Consider the following 15,361-nt stretch of genomic DNA (forward strand, 5'->3'; position numbering starts at 1 on the left):
ATTACCCACCGAAAAATAAATCAAGGATATTGGAAGCCTTAGATGATTTCTTATTATAAAATTCGGAATAACCACAGTTTTTACAGAAGATAACGATAAACGTGTTGTGTTGAACATCGAATATTTTTGATAATCCCGTTCCAGTCATGGCAACTTCTTTTTGACCTGTATCTCTAGAACCGCATTTCAAACATCCTTTTTCGCTCATTGCAATCCCTCCTGTTTTGAACCTTTCCATTTATTTACGTAATGGATTTCAAAATGTTTCATAATAATCACACATTTTAGCTTGTCGCCTTACGCGAAAAAAGGTAAAATGCAATAAAACTAGAAAAGAGGGATGAAAGTGCCATTTAATGTTTCAATGTTAGGTATGGGTTATTTTAGCCTAGAGGCTGCAGCAGTCGATAAGAGTCCAAGTGAAATGGTGATCACTGACAATAAAGAGGAAACCTACTACATCGTATCACGAGAAGTTTACGAAGATGGTCCCAAGCAAGAAGGATATAAAATCGTCGTTAACGAAGGGGAATAAGCAATTCTCCTATTTATAAAGAGCGTTTTCACAAGAAAATGTAAATAAATATGTACAAATAATTGCACTGCATTTGCGGTGCTTATTGTAAATAAAAAAGCTCAGTTCACATAACTGAGCTATTTCTTATATTTATTTTCAATGTCTTATTAATTCCGCTTTTTATTACATTTTATTATTTTAAAGTGTAAAGGTAGGATATAACTATACACAAAAAAGAATATAGGTAGGCTTAACAGATGGTTCCAATGGGTAAGTTTCATATATCCTACCTTAGCCACTACCCATTCAATTAAAAAAGAAATGACGGTAAATATAATTACTAATTTCCATTTGTTGGATATTTTTAAATAATTTAAATAAATAACTGAAAGTGATGAAGGAACAAAGTTGTAAGTTATAAATTCACCTAATCCTACAATTTTAGGATTACCAAAATCAACTAAATCTAAATATTTGGCAAATATGCTATCAGCAACCCAAGTTGCAAACCCAACTACTCCAATAGTAATATAAAGCTCTCTCCAACTTATCTCCTTCTTAGGCATGAAAAGAGCATACAATAATAATATTATTCCCAATGATACGGGCAGCCAAAGTCCTTTTGCGTTTAAATCTAAATTCTTAATAATCGACTCCATACATAGTCCCCTAACAAAGATTAATATTAATATGGTTTCCAAATTAAAGTAAATTACAAATAGAAAATTTGTCTTGTTGGCTTTATTCTAAAATAGTCTTATTCATATCCTTACAATTTAATATTCCTCCAAAGTAAGAACTAATCAAACGGTTGATTAAAATTTGTAATAAAAGAATAGTCCTCTAGGAAACCCTAAATATAGGGAGGGGATGCGCTGGTGATGTTTTCTTTAAAAGGGGATGCCCATAAAGTTTTTCTGCGTTTGAAAAGAACGTTGCGTAATGGCGATACCATTAAAGAGATGCAAGAATATAAAGAGATTGAAGAGATACAAACTCTTTATCGGTCGCTAGATAGCAGTACGTTGCAACTGATTCATTACCGAATGATAAAGGAATATAACGGATCGGGCATTATTCCAATTTTGGTATCCTCTGCCCCCTGGTTGTTATTGCTTTTTTCAAAGCAGTTATCTACTTTTTTGTTTAAAAACGGAAATTGGCTTTGGGCGGGCTTTTGTATTGTCTATCTACTCGGTCTTGCAATTAGTGTAATTATCCATTTTCGCGAAAAAGCCTGGGCTGCATTTCATATGGAAATTATTCAAGATATATTAAAGGAAAGATAAGGCGAAAATGACAAGGGACATTCCAATCCGTAAGCGCCCTTGTCATTTGCTTCCAGAATTAAACTTTTTTTAATCCTCGAATATCTGATATAGTAGTCTTTGAGAATGATAGGGAAGGATTGAAGACTACACGATGAAATGTTTTTCAATTGACTTAGACGGTACATTATTAAATTCTGAACATGATATATCTGAAGCAAACCTGCAAACCATCAATGAATTGCATGAACAAGGTCATGCAGTTATTTTGAACACTGGCCGGGCTTATGCAGATGTCATTAAAATAAAAGCATTACAAAATTTAGAGATTCCTATATTTTGTGTCAATGGATCTGTTTTATTCTCGGAAACAAGAGAGCTGTTATTTGAAGCGACTGTACCGATTGAAACGTATAAAAAACTTTTTCCGATATTAAAGGGACTAGGTGTTGGGATTTTAGTCTATACCAATTATGGAGGCTTCCCATCTACTTTACCTTCTTTGCATAAAATGAGTAAAGAAGAACTCAATGATCTTTTTGAAGAATTCAATTACAATGAAATTCTTGAAAAAGATCAGTTGAAAATCTATAAATTAATTGCTTTAACACATCATGACCAACTAGAAAAAGTTGAAGAAGTTAAAAAGACTCTTGGGGATAAGTTTGATATTTCAATGGCTTCTTCATTTCCTAATAATGTTGAAATCACTTCAAACGAAGCGCATAAAGGAAAAGCATTATTGCGTTATCAGGAAATGATGAATCTTGAGTTTGATGAAATTATTGCCTTTGGTGATGGCGGTAATGACCTTGCTATGTTCGAGGTAGCAACCACTTCTGTTGCGATGGCTAATGCACCTCTTCATGTACAGCAAAAAGCTGATATCATTACAAAATCTAACAATGAAGATGGATTTGCTCATGCAGTTCGTCATTTGCTAAATCCTCATAAAGAAACAATAGTAAAGTAATAAAAAGCCCAATTTCCAGTTAATAAGGGGAAATTGGGCTTTTAGTTTCTAGAAAGGTTGATGGTTGCTTTGGTTAATAGCTCTATAATTCTCATCATCATTCTCCTCTTTGTTTTGTCATTTCTATTTTTACTTGAGGGAGCAAACCTTCCATTTTTTCGCGTGTGCATAATCCGATTGAAAAGGCAGTTGCACTTCCGGCAGCCACACTAAAACGAAAAGCTTCTTCTTTTTCAATCCTCAGAGCCGTACTTAAATTTCCTAGTAAAACCAAAGCATATTTCATAGTTTAATAATACTAATTGGAAACCATTAGGGAGGTGAACGTATTTCGAACTTTTTAGATTCTTCGCACTTCTGAGAAATAAAACAGATTTAGTTAAAAATATAGATATATTTGAAACCTTATTGAGTATAATACGTATATGTAGAGGTAGCGGAATTGAAAAAAATTTATAGATAGGAAGAATAAATTTGGGCACAAATATTTTAGTAATAGCAAATTATATCTATAATATTTATTATTGGTTAATTTTAATAAATATTTTTGGTTCCTGGTTTCCGCAATTTCAATCAACCAAAATTGGAATGCTGATAGGTAAACTGGTTAACCCTTACTTGTCTGTCTTTAGGAAATTTATCCCGCCACTGGGTATGATTGATTTTTCACCAATCATTGCGATTTTTGCTTACAGCTATATAGGGAGATTTGCTTTAGAGGGTCTTCGCCAATTGTTAATCATGCTGGGTGCATTCTAATTAAAAACGTATTTTATATAGGGCTTTACTTACGTTTCATAGTAAGTAAAGCCCTATTACTGTTATTAAAAATTTTCTATCATGTAGCTAGTGTTGTGAGTATCACTTAATTGGTAAATTGAGGTATTCTAGAGAATAGGATGAATAAAAGGGGAGATTTTTATGAAATCTGCATTAATACTTGGGGGAACTCAATTTGTTGGCAAAAGGCTGGTACAATTGTTAGTAGATGAAGGGGTAGAAGTGACAATTGCTACAAGAGGGTTGACAGCTGATTCCTTTGGTAATCAAGTTACTAGATTGTTTATTAGCCGTGAAGATACAGAATCACTCGTACAAGCTTTTCAAGATAAGAAATGGGATGTTGTATTTGATCAAACCTGCTATTCCTCACAAGAAGCCCTTGATACGCTGAAAGCACTAAATGGAAAAGTTCAAAAGTATATATTTATATCGAGTCAGGCAGTTTATGATTTTGGGTCCAATCATATGGAAGAAAGCTTCAATCCATTAGATTTCGAGCCAATATTAAAAACCAGAAAAGATTACAAAGGCTATATTGGATATCAGGAAGCAAAACGAGCGGCTGAAGCCATCCTTTTTCAGAATGCAGACTTCCCAGTGGTTGCCGTACGCTTTCCGATTATTATTGGAAAAGACGATTATACCAATCGCTTAAAATTCCATGTGGAGCACATAAAAGAAGGTAAACCGATGTTCATTGAACATCCTAACTTTAGATATAGTTTTATCGACTCAGGGGAAGCTGCTTCGTTTTTATTAAGTATGGCGAAGTCCGACTATCATGGTCCGGTTAATCCAGGCTCTGAGGAAGATTGTAGTTTAAGTGAATTAAATACGTTAATTGAAGATCTTATTGGCTCTAAAGCTATTTTAAGTATTGATGGTGATCCATCTCCCTATAATTTGCCTGGAGCATGGTCTGTGAATACTAGTCTTGCTCAGTCAATGGGATTCAGTTTTACATCGTTAGATAGGCTTTTGAAAAATTTAATCCTTCACTATTCATCGTTTTTATAAAGGGGGAATACCATGAATATTCGGAAGGCTACATTAAATGATCTTAATTCTTTAACATCACTATTTGATTCCTACCGAGTGTTTTATCAGCAGGAATCTAATTTTGAAGGTGCAAGATCTTTTTTAAAAGAAAGATTAATAAACGAAGATTCGCTAGTTTTCATTGCCTATGATGAGAATAATCCGGTTGGCTTTGTTCAGCTATATCCAACCTTTTCGTCTGTCAGTATGAAACGCTCCTGGGTCCTTAACGATTTATTTGTAAATTCCTCTGCGCGCAAAAAGGGTATTGGGGAGAAGTTAATTAAAAAGGCGATTGGATTTGCAGGGGAAACAGGTGCAAAAGGGTTATTATTAGAAACAGGTCATGATAATGTAACAGCACAGAGACTATATGAAAAAATAGGCTTTAAAAAAGAGTCCAATTACTTTTACTATTTTTCATTATAAAGGATAGGGTTGTAAATATCGGAATTAACACAAACTACGTCTAGAGGGAAAAATAATCCATCGAAAATGGGAGGTAGTTATAATGAATAGTAATGAACAAAATGCAACCATTATATCTAATGATGCACTGCGCGGTAAACCTTATCTTGATATTGACCGTGTCATTACAGAAGGTAACTCGAATAGCTCCACTCATCATAGAAATGAGCAGGGCATGAAGGAAAAATAATTATTTGGTATTAGAGGCGCTCAGCCTCTTTTTATTTTTAGACGTTTTCTTAGCTATAGTCTATTGTTAAATAATTTAATTGACTTTTGGAAATTAATTGAATAATATAGTGTTAAATTTAATAACTAAAGGCAAAGAAGAGAAAAAGTAAAATGAAATGGTTTTTCCACAGAGAGCTTCGGAAGCTGAAAAGAAGCAAAAACACTCATTTGAACAATGGTCTCTGAGCTTCGTATTGAACATACCTAAGGGTATTAGTAGGCTGCGGCGAGTTTTGACACTCGTTATCAATGTCACGGTATAAGAGTAGATTAATAATACTCCGTACTTGCTAAGGCAAATGGTGTGAGCTATTTGTGAAATAAGGTGGTATCACGTGGAATTCAAACCTCGTCCTTAACTATTACAGTTAAGGGCGGGGTTTTTTTATTTTTAAAAAATAGGAGGATTTACAACATGAGTATTTTTATTGGAGGTGCATGGGCTTATGCGAACGGTTCATTGCATCTTGGTCATATTTCAAGTTTACTGCCAGGGGACATACTGGCGAGATACTACCGTTTAAAAGGGGAACAAGTGCTATATGTTTCAGGTAGCGATTGTAATGGAACTCCTATAACCATTCGCGCTAGACAGGAAGGAGTACCACCTCAAGTTATTACAGATAGATATCACCATGAATTCCTAGATTGTTTTTCAAAATTAGGATTTTCATATGATACCTACACCCGAACTGATACTGAGCATCATCACAAATTGGTTCAAGAGATTTTTTTAGAGCTTCTTGAGAAAGGCCATATCTATAAAAAAGAAATTGAACAAACCTATTGTGAGAACTGTGCCCAATTCTTGCCAGAACGATATGTGGAGGGAATCTGTCCTGTATGTAAAGAACCATCTCGCGGAGATCAATGTGATCATTGCTCCACTATTTTAGAACCTCTCGAATTATTGAATAGCAGGTGCAAAATATGCGGGCATCCACCAACAACAAGATTCACAGAGCATTTCTATTTTTCTTTAAGCTCTTTTCAAGCTCATTTAGAAAACTATGTACAAGAAGCAGAAAAGAATAAGCTTTGGAGGGAGAATGCTATAGCTCTTACCAAAAGGTACTTAAAGGAAGGTTTGCAGGATCGAGCTGTTTCTCGGGATTTGCCTGTAGGAGTAAGTGTGCCGGTAGCTGGGTATGAAGAAAAGAAGATTTATGTTTGGATTGAAGCTGTTTCAGGATACTATACTGCTAGTAAGCTTTGGGCGAAGGAAGCAGGTAAAGATGATTCATCGTTTTGGAAGTCTTCTGTTACATCCTATTACGTTCATGGGAAAGATAATATCCCTTTCCACTCGATTATTTGGCCGGGGATTCTCGCTGGACTCGGAAAAGAACCATTACCTACACATATCGTATCCAATGAGTATTTGACCTTGGAAAAGAAGAAATTGTCCACCAGCAGAAATTGGGCTGTATGGGTTCCTGATATTTTAGAAAGGTATGACCCTGATTCTATCCGATATTTTTTAATCATAAACGCACCGGAGAGCCGGGATGCTGATTTTTCCTGGAAGGAATTTATCTATAGTCACAATAGTGAATTATTAGGGGCATATGGTAACTTTGTAAATAGGACGTTGAAATTTATTAATAAATCATTTGATGGTGTTATTCCAGATAAGGCGATATCTTCTACTATTCAAGAAAAAGTCAATTCTTTGTATGAAGAAACAGGACGATTAATTGAAGAAGCATCCTTTAAACAGTGTTTGGAAAAAGTATTTGAACTGGTGAGGTATTCAAATAAATACTTTGATGAACAAAAACCGTGGAAGCAGATTCATGATAACGAAGAATCTTGCATGCAAACTCTTTCAAATTGCGTTTATTTAATTGCCAACTTAGCCCATATCTTAACACCGTTTCTGCCTTTTTCGAGTGAAAAAGTTAAGAAAATGCTAAATACCTTAGAGTCAAATTGGAAACCCTTTTTGGTTAAACCAACCGTATTATCAAATGTTGAGCCGTTATTTGAACGAATCGACCCAACAAGAATAGCAGAAGAGCTTGAAAGGTTACAAAAACAAACTGATTAAATCATGCCGTGAAGGGTCCATGGTGATCGTAAATCATTTAAAAAGAGAAAAGCAGTCACCATGAACGGTTTCTTAACGAATGACCTCAATATTAAACAATGAATGTTATCGATCATATTGATTAGCAGCCAGGGACAGACGCTATTTTTTATTTTCTATCTTTTTTGAATTTTAGTAATATATTAGATATACCATTTTAAAAGTAAAAGGAGGATGTCCCATGGAAATTAGACAACTAACCTCTTCGGATGCGGAAAAATACTGGGATCTAAGATTAGAAGCCCTAAAGCAAGCACCTGAAGCATTTTTAACTAGTTATGAAGACGCTAAAAAAAGAGAAAATCCGGTTGCTCAGGTTGTAAGTAATCTTAAGACAGAAGGTAATTTTACTTTTGGAGCGTTTGAAGGTGATGAGCTTATTGGTGTGGTAACGCTTGTCCAAGAAAAGGCTGAGAAAATACAGCACAGGGCGAACATTTTTGCGATGTATGTGGCTCCAAAGAAACAAGGAGCAGGTGTGGGAGAAGCATTGCTCACGGAAGCGATTAATAAAGCAAAATCAATAGAAGCAATTGAAAAAATTAATTTATCAGTCGTAGCAAGCAATGAACCAGCTAAGAAGCTATATACAAAACTTGGCTTTAAAGTATATGGACTTGAAGAAAAAGCAATGAAACTGAATGGTGTTTATTTGGATGACGAACATAGGGTGCTGCATTTAAAATGAACAAACTTACCATTAGACAGGCAACCATACATGATTTACCAAGCTTCCTCATGTAGACTGGGAATTTTCTTTGTATGAAGGCGGTGTAGACCCTGGCCTTGGTTTTGAACGATTACCACAATGCGACTTTGAACCAGCAGATGACGGAATCGTTGTAAAAGCATATCGACTAACCTTTGAACGAACCAATAGAAAAGAGAGTTTTTTCTAGTGAAATGCAGATTTTAATTGACAGAATATTAATTATACTACTATAATGTAAATTATATTAATTGAGAAATGAACTTCGTCATATAAATTGAATAATTGGGCTATGAAGGGAACACAAGTAGTGCTTATCTCAATGTTTTTAGAGAGCTGATGGTGGGTGAAAATCAGTACAAAGATAAGGATGAATTTCGGTCCCAGAGCATTTTTTTCGAAATAAAGGGCAGCCTTTATAGAGGAAAAGACGGTCAAAAATGATCGTTAACAAAGTTGAGAGGCAGGCTAAGTCTGCAACTAGGGTGGTACCGCGATATATTCGTCCCTACTGATACAATCAGTAGGGGCTTTTTTATTAGCATGAAACAAAATATAGGAAGTGCAATGAAAGGAATAAAGTAATGCTTATTTTTCTGTTTTTAGAGAGCTGATGGATGGTGCAAATCAGTACAGACTTAAGCGTGAATTTCAATCCCGGAGCAACTTTTTTCGAAATAGGGGGAACCTTTATTGAGGGAAAGTCGGTCGAGAGATCGTTAACAAATTCAAGAGGCAAACTTATGTTTGCAATTAGGGTGGTACCGCGGTGTAAATCGTCCCTGTCGTATATGACAGGGGCGATTTTTTTATTAGTATAGCACGCTTATTCATTCACATTAAAAAAAGGGGAAATTGATTATGGAATTACAAAAAAGTTTATTGCCGCGGCATATCCGTTTGATGGCACTCGGAGGAGCAATCGGCACAGGTATATTCAAAGGGACTTCTGAAACAGTATCAATTGCGGGGCCAGCGGTAATTTTTTCATATCTGTTCGCAGGACTGTTACTTCTTGTTGTGATGAGTGCAATTGCCGAGATGGCCATCGCTTTTCCAGGGGTGAATATGAAAGGGTTTATTCATAAAGCCTTTGGAACCAATGTGTCTTTTGTAATCGGATGGCTGTACTGTTTTATGTGGTTAGTTGTATGTGTAATAGAAGTGATCGCTGCGGGAAGCTTTTTGCAATATTGGTTTCCTTCTATGTCTTTATGGTCATTAAGTTTTATAAGTGCTATTTTCATTGTGGCTATTAATTTTATGAATGTGAAACGTTATGGTGAGTTTGAATTTTGGTTTGCCGGCATAAAAATTACCATGATTGTCTTATTTGTTGTTTTAGGTGCCGGTATTTTATTCGGAATCATCCCGAGTAATGAAACAGACTATTTACGAAATTATGTACAATACGATGGTTTCTTCCCGCATGGCTGGTCTGGTGTATTCTCTGCCTTATTAATCGTCATTTTCTCATACGGCGGTACCGAACTTATTGGATTGACTTTATCAGAAACGAAGGATGCAGAAAAGGTATTGCCTAAAGTGATAAAAGGGGTTATTTGGAGAATTGTAATATTCTATACACTTCCGATTCTTATCATTTGCGGATTAATTCCATGGAATGAAATCGGCAGCCAAGCAAGCCCGTTTGTGCAAGTGTTATCTGCAGTCGGTTTTGATGGATCGGCTCATATCATGAACTTTGTCCTTATTACGGCTGTTTTGTCTGCAGCTAATTCTGGGATATATGGATGTACACGGATGATGTATTCCTTAGCAGCAGAAGGTGAAGCACCGAAATTATTTTCATATGTTTCTAAGAATGGTGTTCCATTATACAGCGTTATCTTAAGCGCTATTATCCTTATTGGAGGGACATTTGTTGCGTATTTTTCACCTGACCGTGTTTTTGGATATTTGATGGCCATTCCGGGTTTTACGGTATCATTAGTGTGGATTAGCATCTGTTTAGCGCAACTGAAGCTTCGCAAAACCTATATAAACCAGCCAAGTTTTAAAGTTTGGGGATTTCCGTATGTTACCTCATTTACTGCGATAGCGTTAAGTGTTAGCTGTGTAGGATTTGCATTCAGCGAACAGAATCGTGCGAGCATGTTTGTTTGTTTAGGTATGCTGATTATCTTAATTGTATGTTCAGTTTTTAGAAAAAAAGCGTGATAGAAATTTATTTTAAAAAACCTTGTCATTTGTAAATGGCAAGGTTTTTGTCTATGTTTTTGAAGTTACTTCACGTACTGTTTTTATTTTATAGATGAAGTAATAATATTTATAAAAAACAATCAATACGAGAATGCCTCTGACCAAAAAGCTTTCTAGGATAAAGAAGGGAATGGCTATCATCACATCTGCAAACAACAATATCGTGAGTTTTTGTTTTAATGTCATTGCCCTCTTTTTTACAAAAGTCTCTAAATGACGTTTATAAAGAGATGTCCCCTTAAACCAGATCTCAAATCGTTCAGAACCTTTCACAAAACAGTAGGAGGCTAAAAGAAGTAAAGGAGTTGTCGGTAATACTGGTAAAATTAGACCCAAAACGCCTAAACCTAGTGCAATAAAACCGATAATAATATATAGAAATTTAATAATGTTTCTCATTTCGATTGCCACCTTGTGCCATGCCATAAGTCATTCATTCATCTTTATTATATCATTTAAAAAAAGGAAGTTTTATGACGAAATAAGTACTTAGAGACAGTTTCAACCTCCATTATGTTAAAATAGTGAAGTCTAGAGAATGGGGGTTGACTGATAATATGATTACATTCTATAAAATTATAGTAGTTTTACATATTTTCTCGGCGATCATGGGAATGGGACCAGGGTTTATCCTTACGACCGTTGTAAAGTCGGGAAAAACAATGACCGAATTAAGGCACTCCTATGCCATTAGGCATAAACTGCATATCTTTGTGATGGTGGGAGGTACGCTTTTACTCATTACAGGGTTAATGATGGGCTTTATGAATCCAAGTCTATTTCGAATGGGTTGGTATGTAACTAGTCTCGTTCTTTTTTTAGCAGCACTAGCAATCGGTCCGCTTGTCTTATCACCTAGATCTAAACCAGTTAAGGCTTTGTTAGCATCTCATAAGGGTGAGGAGATCCCTGATGAATATTTTCGTTTATCAAAAATTCTGTTCCGCTATGAACACTTAGAAAATGCTATATTCATCGTCATTATTGCATTAATGATATTAAAACCATTTTAATTTTTAGAAAAAGGTATGAACTTCATAAAAAGGCACTGAAAATCCTTGTTGATAAGTGATTTTAATAGGTTTAGGCCGTACATACTACTCTATTAGTGCAATAATAACAGGCTGGTGAGATCGATTTGTCTCACCAGCCTGCGGGATTTGTGATTATCCCTTTAAAGAATCAATTAACCCTACCATCTTCTACATCTTCTGTCGTCATCTCTTCTGTCGTCATCTCTTCTTCTGTCTTCATCGCCAACAATTCTTACTCTATCAGCACGGATAATAACTTCTTCTGCATCAATAAAGACTCTTCTGACTTCTCTGCGTTCATCATCACGACGTCTTCTTTCATTAGACATTCCATATCCCCCCTTTCAAGCTTGTACTATAAATTATGCTTATACAAATTTAAGTGATTGGACGAATTGATTTTTTCTGTAAAATTTATCCACATACATTGATAAGAAGGAGATTTGTTATATCATGTGGAAATAAGGTAAAAATAAAGGATTGTGAGATGTAAATGGATAGGAGGGTGATCAAAAATGGATGTAGTTGAAAAGGCACTGCAGACAGCAAGTAGAAGTCATGAAGGACAATATCGTAAGAACACTGATATTCCTTATATTATCCACCCTGTTGCTGTTGGGATGATGTTAATGAAAGCTGGGTACAGTGATGAAATCGTTGCAGCGGGCATCCTGCATGATACGGTTGAGGATACGCCACTTATACTTGAAGATATAAAAGAGGAATTCGGAGCAAAAATTGCTGAAATCGTCGAAGGCAGTTCTGAACCTGATAAAACTCTTCCATGGAAGGATAGGAAGGAGCATACCATTGAATTCTTAAAAACAGCTTCGGAGGAAATTCGTGCTGTTGTTTGTGCAGATAAACTACATAATATTCGTTCCATCATTAGAGATTATGAAGATGTTGGGGAGGAAGTTTGGAGTAGATTTAATGCAGGTAAAGAACAACAAAAGTGGTACTACACAAATGTTGTAGAAAGTTTAGGGATCCAATCTACTTTTGATTTACTAATAGAATTACGTTATGAAGTAGATAAACTTTTTGGGAGATGATATGGGATGAAGGATTTTAAGGTTGACACATATGATGAGGCGATAGATGTAATAAAAGAAATTGGATTTCTTCCATTGGCAAAGCTTATCCCTAATTACCCTTCGCTCGACAGTATTACTCCGAAAGAACATTGGTATACCGGTTCGGAGTTCGATCCATGGATGTGGCGTGCAAAATTTCCGGGGGATGGAGCAGCCGCATATGGGAAGTTTGTGAAAAAGAAATCAGTATTAATATCTACTGAACTCTTACCATTGGTTCGTGCTATTTTGGGGTCCTCTTTTTCCGTAAGAGATCGATTTCGGGATGGGCTAATGTCAAGAGAAGCTGTAGAGCTATATACGCTGATTAGTGAGAATGAAGGAATAGACACAAGGGTATTGAGAGTAGAAGCAGGAATGAAGGATAAAGAAAAGAAGAAGCCGTTTGATCATGCCTTGCTGGAATTACAAGGTTCCATGGACATTGTTGTTTCAGGGACGAAGGCGAAAACAAACGAAGCTGGGGAGAAAAATGGCTGGAGTAGTACCTCTTTTGAAACAATGAATTTTTGGGCAAAGAATCATAGAGTTGATGAAAGTTCGATTGAAAAGGAAGACGCGAAAATGATGTTAAGAGATCATTTTGCTTCGATTTGCAGTCCGGAGGCAATGAAAGCCTTCAATAAAATATTTGGGCTTTAGAGGAAATCGTGACGATTTCCTTTTTTTGTTGTGTCCATTTGAAAGGAACGTAAACCCTAGCACTCCATTATTTCAACTAGCCGTGATACTAGCATGTCCCCACTGTCCTACTACTTCATATTTTATATAAAAGGAGATGAAAAAATATGAGTTGTAGAAAAAATGTGTTTCCGCTCTGTATTTTTCCAGGGTATAGATGGTGCGGACCTGGTTGCAGCGGTCCTGGAGCACCTATCAATGATGTAGATTCCTGCTGTTACAAACATGACCTCTGTCTTGAGCGTGGAAACTCCCCATGTTACTGCGATAAACGATTTATGGAATGCCTTCATTTCAAAAGAAATCCACATACAAAAAAAGGAAGACAGGCAAATGTCATGTATAAATTCATGAAACTAAAAACCAGTTTCACATGTGGCCATCATAAAAGATGTTAGACAAATGCTAACTGCATTCCTTTTTACAAGCCTTTTTTTCCAAATTACAAATCCATTTATAGAATCCTAATAAGATAAGTAGAAGAAAGGGGTCAAGGATAGCCGCATGCCGCAGTTTCCACCAGCCATAATGAAAATATCCCCAAGGCTCAGGAAGCAGGGTAATAACTTCGTAGGATAAAATGGCAATAACAAAACAAGTTAAATAAATTAGTTTTTTGACACATCCCTTTTTATGAGGGTACCAATTTAAGAAAAACATATTTACTGGCGGAATTAGGAACACATGCGGGAGTATTCCTCGCAAATCTAAACCTGGGTCAAAGTACCAGTAAGCATGATATTTGAATTCAACAAAAATGTCGAAAAGCACTTGGAAGGCAATCGTAAATAACCAAATATGAACAATTTGATTCCCAGTTAGTAATTTATTTGTTTTAAAACCCAAAACATTAAAGATTACAATTGCGATCAAAAGCCCTATCATAAAATTTCCCTTTTTTATTTTTTAATGTGCCCAGCAATGAATGGACTATGCATAGGACTTGGTAATTCAAAAAATTGTAAACATAAATTTTTTACAAATAATACTAAATAGTTTTCCTAATAATATGTCTGATATAATAGTTGATAGAAGTAGTGTCCTTTGTAAGGCCACTGCTTTTTCGTAAATGTGAATATTTGTAGAAGCTTCATAAAAGTAAAGGCATAAAACGAAAGGGGATAAGCGCACAGCTGTGAATAAATCAGTCAGTTAACATGCATGGCTAATCGATTTAGATTAGTTGGGAGATGAAATAATCTTATGTTAAAGCGATTTGCATCACTTAATGAGCTTAAGATACGCATCTATTTATGGGGTGTACCTTGTATTGTCATTTCTCTCATTTCTAATACATTTTTACAAAATATTGATGGCGTAAATAAATTCAATTTTACCATTAATAACACTCTCTCAATTTGGTTTATTATTAGTTGGTTTTTATTATACAAAAGACTTTTTGTTCAATTTACAGAATACTCAAATTTGGCATTAGTCAGTTTTTATCATGTTACGACTTTTTTTGATGCTGTTCGTAACTATATGGTTGTAGATGGAGGGTCTCTTGGAGATTTTATCATCTGGATGCCGATTACTACCTTGTTCTTTTTTTTAACTCTAGGAACAAAGCGAGGGTTATACTACTCCATTGTCATATTTTTAACAACTTTTATAACGGGAATCATTTATATAAATAGTCTCTACTCTGAATCAATTGATTCGCTAGGTCAGTTTTATTTTGCTAATCTTGTTTACATCATTGTTCTCTACTATGCTCAGCATGTGTTTAAGACTTATGCTGATCTTGAAATGTTTAAAAAGCACGCCTACTATGATTCATTAACGAGAATTGCTAATCGTCTGCAGATTGATGAATGGCTTGAAAAGAAGCTCAAGTTGTTCGAGGAGAAGAAAGAAGGCTTCTCAATCATTTTCTTTGATATTGATCATTTTAAGTCAGTAAATGATAGCTATGGGCATAAAGTTGGTGATGAAGTCCTTGTAGAGTTAGCAGAACTCATCGAGCACCATATTTCCAATCGAGAGCTTTTTGGACGTTGGGGTGGGGAAGAGTTCATTATCATCTCTAGTAAAGTAAGTGAAGATACCGTAAAGCTTGCAGAACATCTAAGGAAAGTAGTTGCTGAACATCATTTTAAAGGGGCAGGTAACCTTACAGCGAGTTTCGGCGTTACCAATTCTAAAGCAGGTGACAGCATAGATTCTTTATTGAATCGGGCTGATAAGGGTTTATATCAGTGTAAGAACTGCGGAAGAAACCAAGTAAGTTATATTAAGTAAGGGTTAGTG

21 protein-coding genes and 3 other annotated features are annotated in these 15,361 nt (G+C 35.6%); of the genes, 15 read left to right on the forward strand and 6 right to left on the reverse strand.

All coding sequences use genetic code 11. The features are described from left to right. Position 1 precedes the first annotated feature (1 nt). Positions 2–208, reverse strand: coding sequence for a zinc ribbon domain-containing protein (locus TR08_RS06975; protein ID WP_045516897.1), 207 nt, complete (start codon positions 206–208; stop codon positions 2–4). A gap of 138 nt (positions 209–346) precedes the next feature. Here TR08_RS06975 and TR08_RS06980 point away from each other — a divergent pair, with 138 nt between their 5' ends. Beyond that, positions 347–535: a hypothetical protein gene (locus tag TR08_RS06980; protein ID WP_045516898.1), complete on the forward strand. Its 189-nt coding sequence runs from the start codon at positions 347–349 to the stop codon at positions 533–535. Positions 536–684: 149 nt separating this feature from the next. Here TR08_RS06980 and TR08_RS06985 read toward each other — a convergent pair whose 3' ends face one another. Next, positions 685–1,176 (reverse strand): hypothetical protein, encoded by a 492-nt coding sequence (locus TR08_RS06985; protein ID WP_045516899.1) that lies wholly within the window; start codon positions 1,174–1,176, stop codon positions 685–687. Positions 1,177–1,398: 222 nt separating this feature from the next. Here TR08_RS06985 and TR08_RS06990 point away from each other — a divergent pair, with 222 nt between their 5' ends. After that, positions 1,399–1,806 (forward strand): hypothetical protein, encoded by a 408-nt coding sequence (locus TR08_RS06990; protein ID WP_045516900.1) that lies wholly within the window; start codon positions 1,399–1,401, stop codon positions 1,804–1,806. 133 nt (positions 1,807–1,939) lie between these two features. Continuing rightward, the gene (locus tag TR08_RS06995; RefSeq protein WP_045516904.1) at positions 1,940–2,758 is read left to right on the forward strand and encodes an HAD family hydrolase; all 819 of its coding nucleotides are present in this window, start codon (positions 1,940–1,942) and stop codon (positions 2,756–2,758) included. A gap of 97 nt (positions 2,759–2,855) precedes the next feature. Here TR08_RS06995 and TR08_RS07000 read toward each other — a convergent pair whose 3' ends face one another. Continuing rightward, a complete protein-coding gene (locus tag TR08_RS07000; protein ID WP_045516905.1) occupies positions 2,856–3,044 on the reverse strand; it encodes a hypothetical protein in 189 nt (62 codons plus the stop codon). A 188-nt stretch (positions 3,045–3,232) separates the two neighbouring features. Between TR08_RS07000 and TR08_RS07005 the strand changes: the two genes are divergently transcribed. The 8 genes from TR08_RS07005 (at position 3,233) to TR08_RS07030 (ending at position 10,257) form a co-directional block, all read left to right on the forward strand. Beyond that, positions 3,233–3,517: a YggT family protein gene (locus tag TR08_RS07005; RefSeq protein ID WP_045516907.1), complete on the forward strand. Its 285-nt coding sequence runs from the start codon at positions 3,233–3,235 to the stop codon at positions 3,515–3,517. Positions 3,518–3,679: 162 nt separating this feature from the next. Beyond that, positions 3,680–4,558, forward strand: coding sequence for an NAD-dependent epimerase/dehydratase family protein (locus TR08_RS07010; protein ID WP_045516909.1), 879 nt, complete (start codon positions 3,680–3,682; stop codon positions 4,556–4,558). A 12-nt stretch (positions 4,559–4,570) separates the two neighbouring features. Next, positions 4,571–5,008 carry a GNAT family N-acetyltransferase gene (locus TR08_RS07015; protein ID WP_045516915.1) on the forward strand — a complete coding sequence of 146 codons (438 nt, stop codon included), beginning with the start codon at positions 4,571–4,573 and terminating at the stop codon, positions 5,006–5,008. Between the two features lie 82 nt (positions 5,009–5,090). Next, positions 5,091–5,237, forward strand: a complete 147-nt coding sequence (locus tag TR08_RS32420; RefSeq protein WP_193747695.1) for a hypothetical protein — start codon at positions 5,091–5,093, stop codon at positions 5,235–5,237. A gap of 125 nt (positions 5,238–5,362) precedes the next feature. Next, positions 5,363–5,638 (forward strand) — a binding site (T-box leader). A gap of 55 nt (positions 5,639–5,693) precedes the next feature. After that, on the forward strand, positions 5,694–7,328 hold the full coding sequence (metG, locus tag TR08_RS07020) for a methionine--tRNA ligase (RefSeq protein ID WP_045516916.1): 1,635 nt from the start codon (positions 5,694–5,696) through the stop codon (positions 7,326–7,328). Between the two features lie 220 nt (positions 7,329–7,548). Then, positions 7,549–8,055: a GNAT family N-acetyltransferase gene (locus TR08_RS07025; RefSeq protein ID WP_045516917.1), complete on the forward strand. Its 507-nt coding sequence runs from the start codon at positions 7,549–7,551 to the stop codon at positions 8,053–8,055. Positions 8,056–8,125: 70 nt separating this feature from the next. After that, positions 8,126–8,266, forward strand: a complete 141-nt coding sequence (locus tag TR08_RS32425; protein ID WP_193747696.1) for a hypothetical protein — start codon at positions 8,126–8,128, stop codon at positions 8,264–8,266. Positions 8,267–8,359: 93 nt separating this feature from the next. Continuing rightward, positions 8,360–8,589, forward strand: a binding site (T-box leader). Positions 8,590–8,634: 45 nt separating this feature from the next. Then, positions 8,635–8,863 (forward strand) — a binding site (T-box leader). A 74-nt stretch (positions 8,864–8,937) separates the two neighbouring features. Further along, positions 8,938–10,257: an amino acid permease gene (locus TR08_RS07030; protein WP_045516918.1), complete on the forward strand. Its 1,320-nt coding sequence runs from the start codon at positions 8,938–8,940 to the stop codon at positions 10,255–10,257. A gap of 51 nt (positions 10,258–10,308) precedes the next feature. On the opposite strand, the gene TR08_RS07035 is transcribed toward TR08_RS07030, so the two are convergent. After that, positions 10,309–10,698 carry a DUF454 family protein gene (locus TR08_RS07035; protein ID WP_045516920.1) on the reverse strand — a complete coding sequence of 130 codons (390 nt, stop codon included), beginning with the start codon at positions 10,696–10,698 and terminating at the stop codon, positions 10,309–10,311. A gap of 158 nt (positions 10,699–10,856) precedes the next feature. On the opposite strand from TR08_RS07035, the gene TR08_RS07040 reads away from it, so the two are divergent. Continuing rightward, the gene (locus TR08_RS07040) at positions 10,857–11,312 is read left to right on the forward strand and encodes a DUF2269 family protein (protein WP_045516921.1); all 456 of its coding nucleotides are present in this window, start codon (positions 10,857–10,859) and stop codon (positions 11,310–11,312) included. Between the two features lie 179 nt (positions 11,313–11,491). Here the strand turns inward: TR08_RS07040 and TR08_RS32430 are convergent, their stop codons facing one another. Further along, on the reverse strand, positions 11,492–11,662 hold the full coding sequence (locus tag TR08_RS32430) for a hypothetical protein (RefSeq protein ID WP_193747697.1): 171 nt from the start codon (positions 11,660–11,662) through the stop codon (positions 11,492–11,494). A 186-nt stretch (positions 11,663–11,848) separates the two neighbouring features. On the opposite strand from TR08_RS32430, the gene TR08_RS07045 reads away from it, so the two are divergent. Together TR08_RS07045 and TR08_RS07050 are read left to right on the forward strand one after the other, a co-directional pair. Beyond that, positions 11,849–12,388 (forward strand): HD domain-containing protein, encoded by a 540-nt coding sequence (locus TR08_RS07045; RefSeq protein WP_045516922.1) that lies wholly within the window; start codon positions 11,849–11,851, stop codon positions 12,386–12,388. A 6-nt stretch (positions 12,389–12,394) separates the two neighbouring features. Next, complete coding sequence (locus TR08_RS07050) at positions 12,395–13,072, forward strand: AlkZ-related protein (protein ID WP_045516923.1); 678 nt, start codon at positions 12,395–12,397, stop codon at positions 13,070–13,072. A gap of 444 nt (positions 13,073–13,516) precedes the next feature. Here TR08_RS07050 and TR08_RS07055 read toward each other — a convergent pair whose 3' ends face one another. After that, on the reverse strand, positions 13,517–13,996 hold the full coding sequence (locus tag TR08_RS07055; protein ID WP_045516925.1) for a hypothetical protein: 480 nt from the start codon (positions 13,994–13,996) through the stop codon (positions 13,517–13,519). A 318-nt stretch (positions 13,997–14,314) separates the two neighbouring features. On the opposite strand from TR08_RS07055, the gene TR08_RS30205 reads away from it, so the two are divergent. After that, positions 14,315–15,352, forward strand: a complete 1,038-nt coding sequence (locus tag TR08_RS30205) for a GGDEF domain-containing protein (protein WP_052427370.1) — start codon at positions 14,315–14,317, stop codon at positions 15,350–15,352. Positions 15,353–15,361: the final 9 nt, after the last annotated feature.

It is taken from the genome of Neobacillus niacini (genome assembly GCF_000759675.1).
Taxonomy (GTDB): Bacteria; Bacillota; Bacilli; order Bacillales; family Cytobacillaceae; genus Neobacillus; species Neobacillus niacini_A.